The 13,408-nt window shown below is 67.5% G+C and carries 12 protein-coding genes; 1 reads left to right on the plus strand and 11 read right to left on the minus strand.

Translation table 11 applies throughout. The annotated features are described in order from the left end of the window. Nucleotides 1–3 precede the first annotated feature (3 nt). From CXZ05_RS04615 to CXZ05_RS04645, 7 genes are all read right to left on the minus strand, one after another. Nucleotides 4–780 (minus strand): HpcH/HpaI aldolase/citrate lyase family protein, encoded by a 777-nt coding sequence (locus CXZ05_RS04615; RefSeq protein WP_102971435.1) that lies wholly within the window; start codon nt 778–780, stop codon nt 4–6. A 54-nt stretch (nt 781–834) separates the two neighbouring features. Beyond that, nucleotides 835–1,824, minus strand: coding sequence for an aldo/keto reductase (locus CXZ05_RS04620; protein WP_102971436.1), 990 nt, complete (start codon nt 1,822–1,824; stop codon nt 835–837). Between the two features lie 72 nt (nt 1,825–1,896). Then, nucleotides 1,897–2,721, minus strand: coding sequence for an ATP-binding cassette domain-containing protein (locus CXZ05_RS04625; RefSeq protein WP_102971437.1), 825 nt, complete (start codon nt 2,719–2,721; stop codon nt 1,897–1,899). Further along, a complete protein-coding gene (locus tag CXZ05_RS04630) occupies nt 2,714–3,667 on the minus strand; it encodes an ABC transporter ATP-binding protein (protein ID WP_258006442.1) in 954 nt (317 codons plus the stop codon). The genes CXZ05_RS04625 and CXZ05_RS04630 overlap by 8 nt, the downstream gene beginning before the upstream one ends. Nucleotide 3,668: 1 nt before the next feature. Next, nucleotides 3,669–4,601: an ABC transporter permease gene (locus tag CXZ05_RS04635; protein WP_102971438.1), complete on the minus strand. Its 933-nt coding sequence runs from the start codon at nt 4,599–4,601 to the stop codon at nt 3,669–3,671. Then, the gene (locus tag CXZ05_RS04640) at nt 4,598–5,533 is read right to left on the minus strand and encodes an ABC transporter permease (RefSeq protein ID WP_102971439.1); all 936 of its coding nucleotides are present in this window, start codon (nt 5,531–5,533) and stop codon (nt 4,598–4,600) included. The genes CXZ05_RS04635 and CXZ05_RS04640 overlap by 4 nt, the downstream gene beginning before the upstream one ends. Nucleotides 5,534–5,536: 3 nt before the next feature. Beyond that, a complete protein-coding gene (locus tag CXZ05_RS04645; protein WP_102971440.1) occupies nt 5,537–7,111 on the minus strand; it encodes an ABC transporter substrate-binding protein in 1,575 nt (524 codons plus the stop codon). Nucleotides 7,112–7,273: 162 nt separating this feature from the next. Between CXZ05_RS04645 and pdxA the strand changes: the two genes are divergently transcribed. Further along, a complete protein-coding gene (gene pdxA / locus CXZ05_RS04650; protein ID WP_102971441.1) occupies nt 7,274–9,628 on the plus strand; it encodes a 4-hydroxythreonine-4-phosphate dehydrogenase PdxA in 2,355 nt (784 codons plus the stop codon). Between the two features lie 24 nt (nt 9,629–9,652). On the opposite strand, the gene CXZ05_RS04655 is transcribed toward pdxA, so the two are convergent. The 4 genes from CXZ05_RS04655 to CXZ05_RS04670 form a co-directional block, all read right to left on the minus strand. Beyond that, complete coding sequence (locus tag CXZ05_RS04655) at nt 9,653–10,429, minus strand: SDR family NAD(P)-dependent oxidoreductase (protein WP_102971442.1); 777 nt, start codon at nt 10,427–10,429, stop codon at nt 9,653–9,655. A gap of 45 nt (nt 10,430–10,474) precedes the next feature. Beyond that, nucleotides 10,475–11,857: an MFS transporter gene (locus CXZ05_RS04660; RefSeq protein ID WP_102971443.1), complete on the minus strand. Its 1,383-nt coding sequence runs from the start codon at nt 11,855–11,857 to the stop codon at nt 10,475–10,477. A gap of 132 nt (nt 11,858–11,989) precedes the next feature. Further along, a complete protein-coding gene (locus tag CXZ05_RS04665; protein ID WP_102971444.1) occupies nt 11,990–13,012 on the minus strand; it encodes a PHP domain-containing protein in 1,023 nt (340 codons plus the stop codon). Nucleotides 13,013–13,018: 6 nt separating this feature from the next. Further along, nucleotides 13,019–13,396: a VOC family protein gene (locus CXZ05_RS04670; RefSeq protein ID WP_102971583.1), complete on the minus strand. Its 378-nt coding sequence runs from the start codon at nt 13,394–13,396 to the stop codon at nt 13,019–13,021. Nucleotides 13,397–13,408 lie beyond the last annotated feature (12 nt).

Here is a 13,408-nt window from a genome sequence, read left to right on the forward strand (position 1 = left end):
GCCTCAGCCCTCCGACCTGGCGGCAGCCAGGTGCGCCTTGGCAGCCAGTTCCAGGTGGGTCAGGTCCGACGCGACGGTGGTGAACGTGTAGCCCTGGCGCAGCCGCTGGGCGGCAATCTCCCCGGCCGCGGTGTGGATACCGGCCGCGATGCCTGCGGAAGCGGCAGCCTCAGCGACGGTTTCCAGCGCAGCATTGAACTCGGCCTCGATGGCGGGGTCGCCCGGGAAGGCGCCGCCGACGGCGATGGCCAGGTCCGAGGGGCCCACGTAGATGCCGTCCAAGCCGGGCGTCGCGCAGATTTCCTTCACGTTGGCCAGCCCCTCGGGCGTCTCGATCATGGCGAAGACCAGGGTGGCGGCGTTGGAGTCAGCCGGGACCGGGCCGATGCGCAGCGCCGAGCGCATCGGCCCGTAGGAACGGCCGCCCATGGGCGGGTACTTCGCTGCGGCGACAGCGGCGGCTGCGTCCGCCGCGTTGTTGACGAGCGGGACGATCACGCCGACGGCGCCCGCGTCCAGCGCCTTGCCGATCGCGGTGAAGTCGTTGGCCTCTACGCGCACCATGCCGACGGCGGTGTGCCCGGCGTCGATGGCCATGAGGCCGTGCAACACGCCCGAGTAGCCCAGCAGCCCGTGCTGTGCGTCCAAGGCAACGTAGTCATACCCGAGCCGGCCGATGCGTTCCGTTGCCACGGGCGCGTCCAGCACCGCCCAGTAGCCGACGGCCTGCTCACGGGCGCGGATCTTGCGGGCGAATTCAATGGCCAGGTCCGATGTCATCTGTATCTTCTACCTTCAGTTCGTGGGTGGTGACGGCTAGCAGTTGTATATGCGTCAGCGGTTATATGCCGGCATGGGACCACGCAGCCCGGAGCCGATGGCATCGCAGGCGCTGCTGACGTCCTCTGGCAGTGGCCCCTTGGCCACGGCAGCGATGTTGGTGCGCAGCTGCTCCACCTTGGAGCCGCCCAGCAGCATTGAGCCGACGCCCTTCCGGTAAGCGAGCCAGCGCAGGGACAGCTCGGCGAGGGTGATGCCTGCCCCTTCGGCGATGCCGGCCAGGGCGCTGACGGCGTCGAACAGCTGCTTGTCCCAGTAGCGCTGGGTGTACATGGCAGCCAGCTTGGAATCACCGAAGCGGCCCTCTGAGGGCTTGGCCTCGAAGCTGTGCTTGCCGGTGAGCAGGCCGCCGCCCAGCGGGTTGTAGACCATGGTGTGGACGTTGTGGGTGGCGGCGAACTCGAGGTATTCCTCCTCCACCCGCCGGGCCACCAGGTTGTAGAGCTGCTGCGCCACTACGGGGGCGGGCGCACCCACCTCGCGGGCAACGTGGATCACGTCGGCCATCTGCCAGGCCGCGAAGTTGGAGACGCCCAGCGCCCCGATCTTTCCTTCGGCCGCCAGCTCCGCCACGGTGCGCAGGGTGTCCTGCAGCGGCGTGGCGCGGTCCGGCTGGTGGAGGTAGAACAGGTCGATGCTGTCCACGCCGAGCCGGCGCAGGCTGCCCTCGACGCTGTTGCGGAGCCCTTGCGGGGACAGCGGCGTGTGCTGGCCGTGGTCTGCATGCGGCATGCCGGCCTTGGAGGCGAGGATGACCTCATCGCGACGCCCCTTGAGGAGGCGGCCGAGCATTTCCTCCGTCACGCCGCCCACGTAGGCGTTGGCGGTGTCGATGGTGGTGATGCCGGCGTCGAGTGCCTCGTCCACCATGCGTCCGGCGGTGGCTTCATCGGCGGTGTCGCCGAACGTCATGGTGCCCAGGACCAGCCGTGAGATTGGAAGCTTCAGTCCTTCCACCGGGGTGCCTTCTGGCTGCTTGCTCATGCGTTGATTCTCCGTGGTTGCAGTAACGGTTCGGTTGGGTTCGTGGCGGGTAAACGGCGGGAAGAGAGCAGGTCAGCCTTTCAGCGCCAGCGAACGGACCACGTGCCGCGGCTTGAGGCCGCGCATGGTGGACGGGTCCAGGGCGGCCCGGCGGAGCTTGCGGGTGTAGTCCTCCTTGGGCGCGGTCAGCACCTGCGCCGTTGTTCCGTGCTCCACGAGCTTGCCGCGCTGCATGACCATGACGCTATCGCTGATCTCCTGCACCACGCCAAGGTTGTGCGAGATGAACACGTAGGTGATGCCGGTTTCGTCCTGGATGGACTTCAGCAGCCGCAGCACCTGGGCCTGGACGGACACGTCCAGCGCACTCGTGGCTTCGTCGCAGACCAGCAGTTCCGGCTTGGACGCGAGCGCCCGGGCAATGCCGATACGCTGCCGCTGCCCGCCGGAGAACTCCGCCGGGTGGCGGTCCAGGGACTTGGCCGGCAGGCCCACCTGGTCGATCAGCCTCGCGGCTTCCTTGTGCCGTTCGGCTTTGGACCGGACGCCCTGCAGCTTCAGCGGTTCGGCCACGATCTCCTGCGCGGTGAGGTGCGGGTCCAGGGAGCCGTACGGATCCTGGAAGACCATCTGGAACTTGGAACGGAGCGGCCGCAGCTTGGCTTCGCTCATAGCTGCGATGTCCGTTCCGTCCAGCTCGATCCGGCCGCTGGCCGGCGTCACCAGCCGCATGAGCGCCTTGGCGATCGTGGACTTTCCGCAGCCGGATTCACCGACGACTGCGATCGTCTTGCCTTTGTCCACTGAGAAGGAGACGTCATCCACGGCACGGAACGTTCCGCCCGGCACGTGGTAGTCGACCACGAGGTTCTCGACGGAGAGGAACGGCTTAGTCATTCTGGGCTCCGGTGCTGGTCAGGGCTGCGGGGTCGCCGGCCGCGGTGGTTTTGGATGCGGACTGTGAGGTGTTGCCGGCAGGGGTTTCGTCCCACGGCCCCAGGACCGGAACCGCGGCCAACAGGTTGCGGGTGTACTCGGTGGCCGGGTGCTCCACCACCTGCTGGACGTGGCCGGACTCCACGAAGGAGCCGTCCTTCATCACATGGATGCGGTCCGAGATGAGCCGGGCCACTCCGAGGTCGTGAGTGATCATCAGGATGCCGATGCCGCGCTGCTCCTGCAGTTCCAGCAGGAGGTCCAAGATGCCGGCCTGCACCGTGACGTCCAGCGCCGAGGTGGGTTCATCCGCCACCAGGAGCTGCGGTTCACTGGCCAGGGCGATGGCGATCAGCACGCGCTGGAGCATGCCGCCGGAGAGCTGGTGCGGATACTTCTTCAGCTGCACCTCCGGCGTCGGAATGTGCACCTGTTCCAGCAGCCGGATGGCGCGGGCCCGGACGGCGCCCTTGTCCTTGGAGGCGGCGCCGGCAATCCGGATCGCCTCCGACAGCTGGCTGCCGATGGAATGCACGGGGCTCAGCGCGGTCATCGGGTCCTGCGGAATGAGCGCGACTGTCCGGCCGCGGACTTTGTCAATGGCCTTGGGTACGGCCACCACGTCCACGCCGTCGATGAGCACGGTGCCGGAAAGCACCGCCAGATCGTCCGGCAGCAGGCGGAGGATGCCCATCGCAGTCGTCGATTTGCCGGAGCCGGACTCACCGATGATGGTGACCGTTTCACCGCGGTGGATGCTGAAGGTCACGGAATCCACGGCCCGGATGATGCCGGCGTCGGTGATCAGCTCCACCTGGAAGTCGCGGACCTCGAGCAGGGCCGGCTCGGTGTGGCCGGCGTCAGCATGGGCTGTGTTGGTTCGGCCTGGGCCGGGTCGTGCGTTCATGTCAGGCACCCTTCTTCTTGCGGCGGGGACGGTCACGGAGGCCGTCGCCCAGCAGGTTCACGCCCACCACCATCAGCACGATCACCAGGCCGGGCAGGGTGACCATCCACCAGGACGTGGTGATGTAGTCCTGGCCGTCGGAGATGATGCGTCCCCAGGTGGCGAACGGACGCTGGGGGCCGGCGCCGAGGAAGCTGAGCGCGCTCTCGAGCAGGACGGCTTGGGCCAGGAGCAGCAGCACCACGAGGGTTGCCTGCTTGATGACGTTCGGGATGATGTGCTGGATGAGGATCTGGATGCGGTGCAGGCCCAGGATGCGCGCCGCAGAGACGTACGGCTTTTCGCGTTCCACGAGCACCATGGATCGGGTCAGCCTGGCCACTTCCGGCCATTGCGCAATCGCAATAACGAAGGTGATCACCGGGATGGACGGGCCGAAGAGAGCCACCACCAACAGCAGCATCATGAGGAGCGGCAGGGACATCTGGGCCTCGAGGACCCGCGAAACCACGGTGTCCACCCAGCCGCCGAAGTAGCCTGCGGCTGCACCGAGGATGATGCCGATGGCGCCGGAGACCACCACGGCCAGGATGCCGATGGTCAGGGACACCTGGCCTCCGTGCAGGACGCGGGAGAGCAGGTCGCGGCCCAGCTGGTCGGTGCCGAACAGGTGGCCGTCCACCAGCGGAGCAAGCCGTCGCGCCGAGAGGTCCTGGTGGTTGGCATCCGGCAGCGGCAGCACTTGGGCCAGCAGGATGGGAATGATGACGATCAGCGTGCAGACGGCGCCGATGAGCAGCTTCCACTTCGCGGCGTTGCGGCGGCGGGTGGCACCGGCTTTCGCGACGAGCTCCTTCGTGACGGCGCTGGGCGACGGTGTCCGGGGCGGTTGTGCGGCGGAAGCCGCCGGAGTTGCGGTGTCGCTGAGGCTCATGCTGCTGCCGCCTTTCCAAGACGAACGCGGGGATCAAGAAGCGGGTAGGCGAGGTCGATGACGAGCTGGACGGCTACGGCCAGCAGGGACGTCAGCAGGACGGTTGCCTGGATGAGGGGATAATCGCGGGTTTCGAGGGCGCGGACAATGAGGGAGCCGACGCCGGGCCAGGCGAACACCACTTCCACCACCACGACGCCGTTCAGCATGGCGGCGAAGCGGGTGCCGAGGGCGGTGAAGACCGGAATGGCGGAGTTGCCCATGGCATAGCGCCAGGTCAGCGCCGGACTGCCCACTCCCCTGGACCGCGCCACGGTCAGGTACGGGGCCGCGAAGTTGGAGGTCATCTCACGCCGCACCATCCGTGAGATCAGCGCGATCTGCAGGATGGCGATGGTAACGGTGGGGAGGACCAGTCCGCCCCAGGTGGCGAAGCCGGAGGCCGGGAACAGCGGGATCAGGACGGCGAAGCCGGTAAGGAGCATGATGCCCGTCCAGAAGTCCGGCATGGACTGCCCGGCGATGGTGAGGACGTTGACGCCGAGTTCCCGGTTGGTGTCCGGTCGGCGGGCCATCCACACCCCCAGCGGGATGGCGATCACGGCGGTGAGGAGGATGGCCGCGGTGGCGAGGGTCAGCGTGTACGGCATCCGCTCGGCCACCACCTGCATGGCCGGCGCCTGGAAGGAGTAGGAGGTGCCGAGGTTGCCGGTGAACAGCTGCTGCAGGAAGATCCAGTACTGCTCCAGTACGGGACGGTCCAGGCCGAACTGTTCGCGCACCTTCGCCAGCTGCTCGGTGGTGGCCAGCGGTCCGGCGTAGGACACGGCCGGATCACCGGGGGCGAGGCGGATCAGGACGAAGACCGTGGAGACCGTCAGGAAAACGGTCAGCAGGCCCTGGCCCAGCCGCTTGAGGATGTACGTGGTCATGACTCAGGCCTCCAGCCGGACGTCAACGAGGGGGTAGGAGTTGGTGGGCGCGAGCGCCAGGCCGTCCACCCGCTTCTGGTGGGCCAGCACCGACTTGGGAACGAAGGCCCAGGCGCACGGCCACGTGTCCCAGATTGCCTTCTGCGCGGTGGCGAGCCGCTGCTCGCGGCGCGCCGGATCCACCTCGGAGGACGCGGCCTGGATCTTGGCCTGCACGTCCGGGACCACGTAGCCCTGGTAGGTGTCGCGGGTCTTTTCCTTTTCCGCGGTTCCGGCGTACATGCCCTGCATCATGGTGATGGCCAGGCCGGTGGGGCTGCTGAAGCCGTTGCCCAGCAGGTCCCAGTCGCCCTGCTTGCCCTGGCGCCAGGCCAGGATGTTGCCGCCGGGCTCGAACTGCTGCAGCTGGGTCTTCACGCCGATGTTGCCGAACATCTCCACCAGCGCCTCCATCACGGAGGTGTCCGAGGCGAACTCGCCGGTTTCCCAGATGATCTTCAGGTTCAGGTCCGTGACGCCGAGGTTCTTCAGCGTTGCCTTGGCCTTCTCGGGATCATAGGTGTAGTTGCCGGTCTTGGCGAAGCCGGTGAGGCTGGACGGGACCACGCCTTCGGCTTCGCTGACCGAATCGACCAGGACGTCCTTGACCAGGGCCTCGCCGTCGACCGCCCAGCTGAGTGCCTCACGGACGCGGACATCGGACAGCGGGTGGCTGGAGGGCTTGCGGAAGTTGTAGAAGATCTGGTTCAGCCGGAGGCTTGATGCCTCCGCAAGGACGACGCCGGGAAGTCCGGCCAGCTGCTCGCGCGAGTCGGGCGTGATGGAGTCGATGACGTCCACCTCGCCGCTGCGCAGCGCAATGACGCGGCTGGATTCCTCGGGCAGGAAGCGGACCTCGACGTTGTCCACCTTGGGGGCAGGGCCCCAGTAGTTCTCGTTGCGCTTGAGGCTGTAGGTGCCGGCGCCGCGGTTGAACCTGGTCACCACGTACGGGCCGGTGCCCACGCCCTCCTGCAGCTCCTCCGGCTTGTTCTTGGCTGCCGGGCTGATCAGGATCATGCTCATGAGGGAATCGAGGATGGGGATGGGGTTCTTGGACTCCATCCGGAACGTCCTGTCATCCACCGGAACCACCGTGGGGAATTCGGGGAAGAACCCGGCGACGAAGGAACCCTGCACCTGCTGGTACATCTTCAGCGCCGTGGCGATGTCCTCGATGGCCACCGGGGTGCCGTCCGAGTAGCGGAGGCCTTCGCGCAGCCGCACCGTCCACGCGGTGGGTGAGGTCATCTCGAAGCGGTCCGCCAGGACGAGGATCGGCTTGGTTTCGGGGCCGATGGCTGTCAGTCCCTGCCGCACGGCGCGCTGGACGGTGACGGCGGCGTCGAACTGGTTGAGCTTGTTGTCCAGGCTGACGAGGGACCTGTTGAGGGCCAGCGTCAGGGTGCTGGGTCCCGGGAGGCCCGTGGGGCCGGCGCACCCGGCCAGGGAGCCTGTGCCCAGGAGAAATCCGGCGGCTGCGCCGAACTGCAGGAGGCGGCGCCGTGAGATCTCACTTCCTTGAGGAAGAACGGTCATCGTTGACCTCTCGGTTGAACGGGACGGCTGGGGGCCGGATGGCCTGCGCCGTGTTACATGCATCACTCTGCCACCTCTGCGCGAAATGCGCAACCGCTCTAGCGCAATCCGCGCAGTCATGCCATCATGGTGCTACCGACAACCGGAAGAAGGGAGGACTACGTGGCTGCAGTACTCATCCAGGCCGATGACTTTTCCGGCGCAGCAGAAGTGGGGCAATGCTTTGCAACCCAGGGGCTGGACACGCGTCTCCTCCTGTCCGCCGCGGATGCGGGCACAGTTGCCGATGGCACAGCCACGGAAGACCCAGCCACCGGCAGCCGCCCGGACGTTTTGGTGGTCGACACCCACTCGCGGGCCGTGGCCCCGGACCTCGCCGCCGCGGCCTCGGCCGCGGTCTTCGGCAGCCCCGCTGCGGACGGCGCCCGCATCCTGTTCAAAAAGATCGATTCCCTGTGGCGGGGCAATGTTGGCCCCGAACTCGCGGCACTGTCGGCCTTGGGCCACCACGTGGTGGTGGCCGGCGCGCTCCCGCAGCTGAACCGGACAGTCGTGGGCGGCCGGCCCTTTGCCGACGGCGTCCGGCTGGACGGCACGGACCTGTGGCGGGCAGAGGCAGCGGTCCCGCCGGCGGAAATCGCGCAGCTGCTGGGCACTGGTTCTTCGGTGCAGCTTGCGGATCTGTCCATGGTGCGGTCCGGCGGCCTGCCCGGCTTCCTGTCCGGTCGCCTTTCCCGCGCCGCTCCCGCCACCGTGATCGTCGACGGCGAGACTCCGGCCGATCTGGAGGCTGTGGCGGACGCGCTGCTGGACCTGGGCTTCAGGGCCGGCGGACGTCGCATCGTGCTGGCCGGGACCGGCGGCATGGCCCTGCTGCTGGCGGCGAAACTGGGCAGCAGTTCTGCGCGGAACGCGCAAAAGCGGGAGTCGTACGGATGGACGGCCGCGGACGGACCCCAGACTGTACTGGCCGCCGTCGGCTCCGCCTCGGCGAAGGCCGCGGCGCAGCTGCGGAACCTTGAAGCCGGCGGCTTCACCACCCTCCGGATCGCTCCCGGCGAGCTGCAGCATCCGGAGGATTTCCGCTCAAGCCTCGCGAAAGCGCAGCAACTCCTGGCGGCAGGCGAGCCGGCAGCGCTGACGGTCAGCGCCGACGTCGTCAATCCGCAGGAGTCCGGCAGGATCGTGCGGAACCTCGCACAGCTGGTGGCCAATGCGGCAACAGGTCCCGCAGCAGCGGACCTGATCCTCACCGGCGGCGAAACGGCCCGCGAGGTGCTCGACGCCCTCGGCGTCCGTTCGCTGACCCCGCTGGCGTCCGTACAGCACGGCGCCGTCGTCAGCCTTTCCGACGACGGGCGGCTGGTGGGCACCAAGCCCGGCAGCTTCGGCGACAACGACGCCCTCGTCCAGCTCTACTCCGCCATCAAAGACCTCCGGTCTTCCAACAGCACTTCCCATCCCTCCCTCAAACCTGGAGCTCCAATGACATCAGCAGTGAACGCAACCGAACAGGACGCCCGGCCCTTCATCGCCGTGACCATGGGTGACGGCGCGGGCGTGGGCCCCGAGGTGACCGTGGGCGCCCTTCTCGACCAGAACGCCTACCGGGACTGCCGCCCTGTGGTCATCGGCGACGTCCACCGGCTGCAGCTGGGCGCCAAGGCGCTCGGCGTGGAAGCGAACATCGTCGAGGTGGAGACGGTGGATGAGGCGGTCTTCGAGGCCGGCCGGATCAATGTGATCGACCCGAAGCTGCTTTCTGCCGACCTGCCGTGGGGCCAGGAGTCCGCCGAGGCCGGCAACGCTGCCTACCACTACATCCGAATCGCCTGCGAGCTGGGCATGGGCGGCCAGGTCCAAGGCATCTGCACGGCACCCCTGAACAAGGCAGCGCTGCACAAGGCGGGGCACATCTACCCGGGCCACACCGAACTGCTGGCGCACTTCATGGGCGTCGAGGAAGTGTCCATGATGCTGTCCACGCCCAAGGTCAAGGTCATCCACGTCACCACGCACATCGGCCTCATCGATGCCATCAACAAGATCGAGCCCGGCCTGGTGGAGCGGACCGTGCGCCGCGGCCACGGCGCCATGCAGCGGGCCGGCATCGCCAATCCGAAGATCGGCGTCTGCGCCATCAACCCGCACGCCGGCGAAAACGGCCTCTTCGGCTACGGCGAGGAGGCCGAGAAAATCACCCCGGCCATCGAAAAGCTCCAGGCCGACGGCATCGACGCCCGCGGCCCGCTCCCGGCCGACACGGCGTTCTTCCTGGCCGGCCGCGGCGACTATGACCTCATCGTGGCGATGTACCACGACCAGGGGCACGGACCCATCAAGGTCCTCGGCATCGAAGCCGGCGTCAACATCACCGTGGGATTGCCCGTCATCCGCACGTCTGTGGACCACGGCACCGCCTTCGACATCGCCGGCAAGGGCATCGTGGACGTGCGCAGCATGATCGAGGCGCTGCGCCAGGCGGCCGAGATGTCGCCCAGCCCCGCAGCGGCCTGAGCACTACCGCGGCAGGGCTGACAGTCAGGAAATCTGCAGGCCGCCGTTGATGTCGTACGTCGAGGCGGTGATGTAACCGGCGTCCTCCCCCATCAGGAACACCATCAGGGCGGCAATGTCGCGGACAGTTCCCACCCGGCCCACGAGGATGTCCCTGGCCATGTCCGCCTTGCGTTCGTCGGTCAGGGTGCCGCCCATGATGTCGGTATCAACTGGGCCGGGGGCGATGCAGTTGACGGTGATGTTGTACTGGCCCATCTCCCTGGCCAGGGCCCGGGTGAAGCCGATGATAGCTGCCTTCGACGCGCTGTACGCCACCTTGGAATAGGTGCCGCCGCCACGCTGCGCGGAGATGGAGGAGACGCTGACCACCCGGCCGAGTTTGCGCTCGATCATCCCGCGCAGCACGCGCTGGGTGACCAGGAACGTGCCGGTCATGTTGATCTTGAAGACCCGCTCCCACGCTTCGAGCGTCTCGTCCATGAACTCCGTGGGTGAGCTGATACCGGCGAGGTTCGCCAGCGCCACGATGGGCGGCATGTTGGCCTCCACGTCGTCGATGGCAGCGTTCACAGCGGCCTGGTCGGAAACGTCGGCGCCCACGCCACGGGCCAGCACGCCGTATACCGAGGAGATGTCCTCCGCAGCGCGCCGTGCCGCGTCGCCGTCGACATCGAGGATGGCCACGGACCAGCCCTCGCTGGCGAGCATTTCCGCCGTCGCCCGCCCAATGCCCCGTGCGGAAGCGGCCCCGGTCAGCACCGCGGTGCGTTCGGCCGGGAACGTGTCGTGGTGCGTCATGTCCGTGATCCCCTCTAGTGCCTGATGTCTATTAGCCGGTCTCGTCTAGTAGGTGGTGTCGTCGAACTCGTCGGCCGCCACCGCTTCCTCCCCCACGGCCGCGTGCGTGCCGGGCCTCACATGCCCCTCCGGGCGCCGTCGGGCGTACAGATAGGTGGCGACGGCGGTGACGGCGAGGCAGGCAGAGAGGAACATCAGGCCGGAACGGTTGTCGCCGGTGGCATCGTTGAGCAGGCCCACAATGTACGGCGCCACGAAACCGCCCAGGTTGCCGAGTGAGTTGACCATGGCAAGCCCAGCGGCGGCTGCTGCTCCCACCAGCGCCGTGGACGGCATGGCCAGGAACGGGGCGATGGCGGAGTAGATGCCCATGGCCGCGAGGGTCAACGCGATCAGCGCCAGGACGGCGTTGACCTGCACCAGGCTGCCGGCAGCGACCAGGCCGACGGCGGCCATTACCATGCTGATGCTGGCGTGCAGAACGCGGTTGCCGGTGCGGTCGGACCGGCGGCCCCAGAAGTAAACGAACACCGCGGCGATCGTGTACGGGATGGCGACGATGAAGCCCACCTGGGTGGTGCTGAACTTGCCAAGGGCCGCGACGATCGTGGGCATCCACAGGCCCAGGCCATAGATGCCGCAGACCAGGCCGAAGTACAGCGCCGAGTAGGCGATGGTGCGCGGATCCTTCAGGCCGGCCAGGAAGTGGTGCGGCTGGCCCTTTTGCTTGTGCGCGAGTTCCTCGTCCATGGTCCGGGTGAGCCACTCCCGCTCATCGGCGGCGAGCCAGTGCGCGTGGCTTGGCCGGTCCGTCATGAGGACGGGGGTGAGCAGGCCGAGGAGGATGGCCGGGATGCCTTCGATGATGTACAGCCACTGCCACCCGTGCAGGCCGGCGATGCCTTCCATCTGGAGCAGGAGGCCGGACACCGGGGCACCGAGCGCGTTGGAGACGGGCTGGGCGAGGATGAAGATGCCCAGCACCAGCACGCGCTGCGGGGCGGGGAACCACAGGGTCAGGTAGAAGAGGATCGCAGGGAAGAAGCCGGCCTCGGCCGCGCCGAGCAGGAAGCGGATGATGTAGAAGGTGGTCTCACCGTTTACCAATGCCATGGCTGTGGCAAAGATGCCCCACGAGATCAGAATGCGGGCGATCCACTTCCGGGCGCCGAACCTGTACATGCCGGCGTTGCTGGGGATTTCCAGCAGTGCGTAGCCGATGAAGAACATGCCGGCGCCGAGGCCGTAGGCCGCCGCGCTGAGGCCGATGTCCTCACTCATGGTCAGCTTGGCGAAGCCGACGTTATTCCGGTCCAGGTACGCCACGAAATAGAGCAGCACAATGAGCGGCATGAGGCGGCCGCGCACTTTTCTAAGGGTCCGGTGGCCCAGTTCGTCCAGATGGTTCGCCGGATTCATAGCGGTCATGGTGCACCTCACAGGGAGAGACGGGCCCGCCGGTTCCTTCGGCGGAACAATTAAGGTGTACCACTCCGTCCGCAGATAGTCATTATGCTTACTAAATTCTTGGGCGAAGCGTGCCTTCTCGAATGACCGCCGCTAGTTCCTGCTGCCCAGCCACTCCAGCAGTTGGTCCAGCGGCCACGTGGTGATGATGCGTTCCGCCGGAACCCCGTTGCGTTCGGCCCGCTCGGCGCCGTACTGCAGGAAGTCGAGCTGCCCCGGCGCGTGGGCGTCACTGTCGATGCTGAAAAAGCAGCCGGCCTCGAGCGCCAGCTGCATCAGCTTGTCCGGCGGGTCCTGCCGTTCCGGCCGGGAGTTAATTTCGACGGCGACATTGGCTTCCGCGCAGGCCGCAAAGACCCGCGCGGCATCGAATTCTGACTCGGGACGGGTTCCGCGGGACCCCTGCAGCAGGCGGCCGGTGCAGTGGCCCAGCACGTTGGTGTGCGGATCGCGGATGCCGCCGAGCATCCGCTCCGTCATGGTGCGCCGGTCCGAGCGGAGCTTGGAGTGCACGCTGGCCACCACCACGTCCAGCCGGTCCAGCATCTCGGGCGTCTGGTCCAGCTCGCCGCTTTCCAGGATGTCCACCTCGATCCCGGACAGCAGCCGGAAGCCGCCGTCGGCGTCGCCGTTCAGCCCGGCCACCACGTCCAGCTGCTCGGTGAGCCGCTCGGCAGTCAGGCCGTTGGCGATCTTGAGGTTCGGCGAGTGGTCCGTCAGGGCAAGGTATTCCCGGCCCAGGTGCCGGGCTGCGGCGGCCATCAGCTCCGGCGGAGAACCGCCGTCGGACCAGTCACTGTGGCTGTGCAGGTCGCCGCGGAGCTGCTTGCGGAGCCCGTCTCCCCCGGCCGCGAGCGGCTTGGCGCCGCCCTGCCGCAGCTTTTCCAGATAGTCGGGCACCCCGCCGTCCACAGCCTGCCGGATGACGTTAAAGGTGGTGTCCCCGATCCCCTTCGTCCGCTTGAGCCTGCCGTCGCGGGCGCGCTCCGCCACCTCTTCCGACGCCAGTCCGCTGATGGCGCCGGCCGCCTTCCGGAATGCCTGGACCTTGAACGTCGGCGCGGCGGAGCGCTCGAGCCAGAAGGCGATCTCGTTGAGGGCGTCAGCGGCGTCCATTCAGTGCTAGTCCTGGTGCAGCTGGATGTAGTTCCCGCAGCCGTCATCGAAGACTGCGGAGATCCCGGACGGATCCTCGGCGGGCTCGCCCCGGAACTGGACGCCGGCGGCGGACAGCCGCTCATACTCAGCCTGGACGTCCGGTGCGCCAAAGACGATGGCAGGGATCCCGGCGTCGTACAGTCCCTTGCTGTAGGCGGAGGCGATGGGGTTGTCGCTGGGCTCCAGCAGCAGTCCCGCACCGGAGGCCGCTCCGGGGTCCTTGATGATGAAGAGGTTGTGCTCGGGCATGGCCATGAGCGTGTCGAAGCCGAGGGTCTCCGTGTAGAAGGAGTGCGCCGCGGCAGGGTCCTGGACGTGGATGCTGCACATTTTGAGTCGCATGGCGCCTACGCT

It is taken from the genome of Arthrobacter sp. AFG20 (genome assembly GCF_002892795.1).
Classification (GTDB): Bacteria; Actinomycetota; Actinomycetes; order Actinomycetales; family Micrococcaceae; genus Arthrobacter.

What these genes read in the sequence shown, in the direction of transcription:
- CXZ05_RS04615 (WP_102971435.1), bottom strand. Translation starts at nt 780, where the DNA reads ATGACATCGGACCTGGCCATTGAATTCGCCCGCAAGATCCGCGCCCGT.
- CXZ05_RS04620 (WP_102971436.1), bottom strand. Translation starts at nt 1,824, where the DNA reads ATGAGCAAGCAGCCAGAAGGCACCCCGGTGGAAGGACTGAAGCTTCCA.
- CXZ05_RS04625 (WP_102971437.1), bottom strand. Translation starts at nt 2,721, where the DNA reads ATGACTAAGCCGTTCCTCTCCGTCGAGAACCTCGTGGTCGACTACCAC.
- CXZ05_RS04630 (WP_258006442.1), bottom strand. Translation starts at nt 3,667, where the DNA reads ATGAACGCACGACCCGGCCCAGGCCGAACCAACACAGCCCATGCTGAC.
- CXZ05_RS04635 (WP_102971438.1), bottom strand. Translation starts at nt 4,601, where the DNA reads ATGAGCCTCAGCGACACCGCAACTCCGGCGGCTTCCGCCGCACAACCG.
- CXZ05_RS04640 (WP_102971439.1), bottom strand. Translation starts at nt 5,533, where the DNA reads ATGACCACGTACATCCTCAAGCGGCTGGGCCAGGGCCTGCTGACCGTT.
- CXZ05_RS04645 (WP_102971440.1), bottom strand. Translation starts at nt 7,111, where the DNA reads ATGACCGTTCTTCCTCAAGGAAGTGAGATCTCACGGCGCCGCCTCCTG.
- CXZ05_RS04655 (WP_102971442.1), bottom strand. Translation starts at nt 10,429, where the DNA reads ATGACGCACCACGACACGTTCCCGGCCGAACGCACCGCGGTGCTGACC.
- CXZ05_RS04660 (WP_102971443.1), bottom strand. Translation starts at nt 11,857, where the DNA reads ATGACCGCTATGAATCCGGCGAACCATCTGGACGAACTGGGCCACCGG.
- CXZ05_RS04665 (WP_102971444.1), bottom strand. Translation starts at nt 13,012, where the DNA reads ATGGACGCCGCTGACGCCCTCAACGAGATCGCCTTCTGGCTCGAGCGC.
- CXZ05_RS04670 (WP_102971583.1), bottom strand. Translation starts at nt 13,396, where the DNA reads ATGCGACTCAAAATGTGCAGCATCCACGTCCAGGACCCTGCCGCGGCG.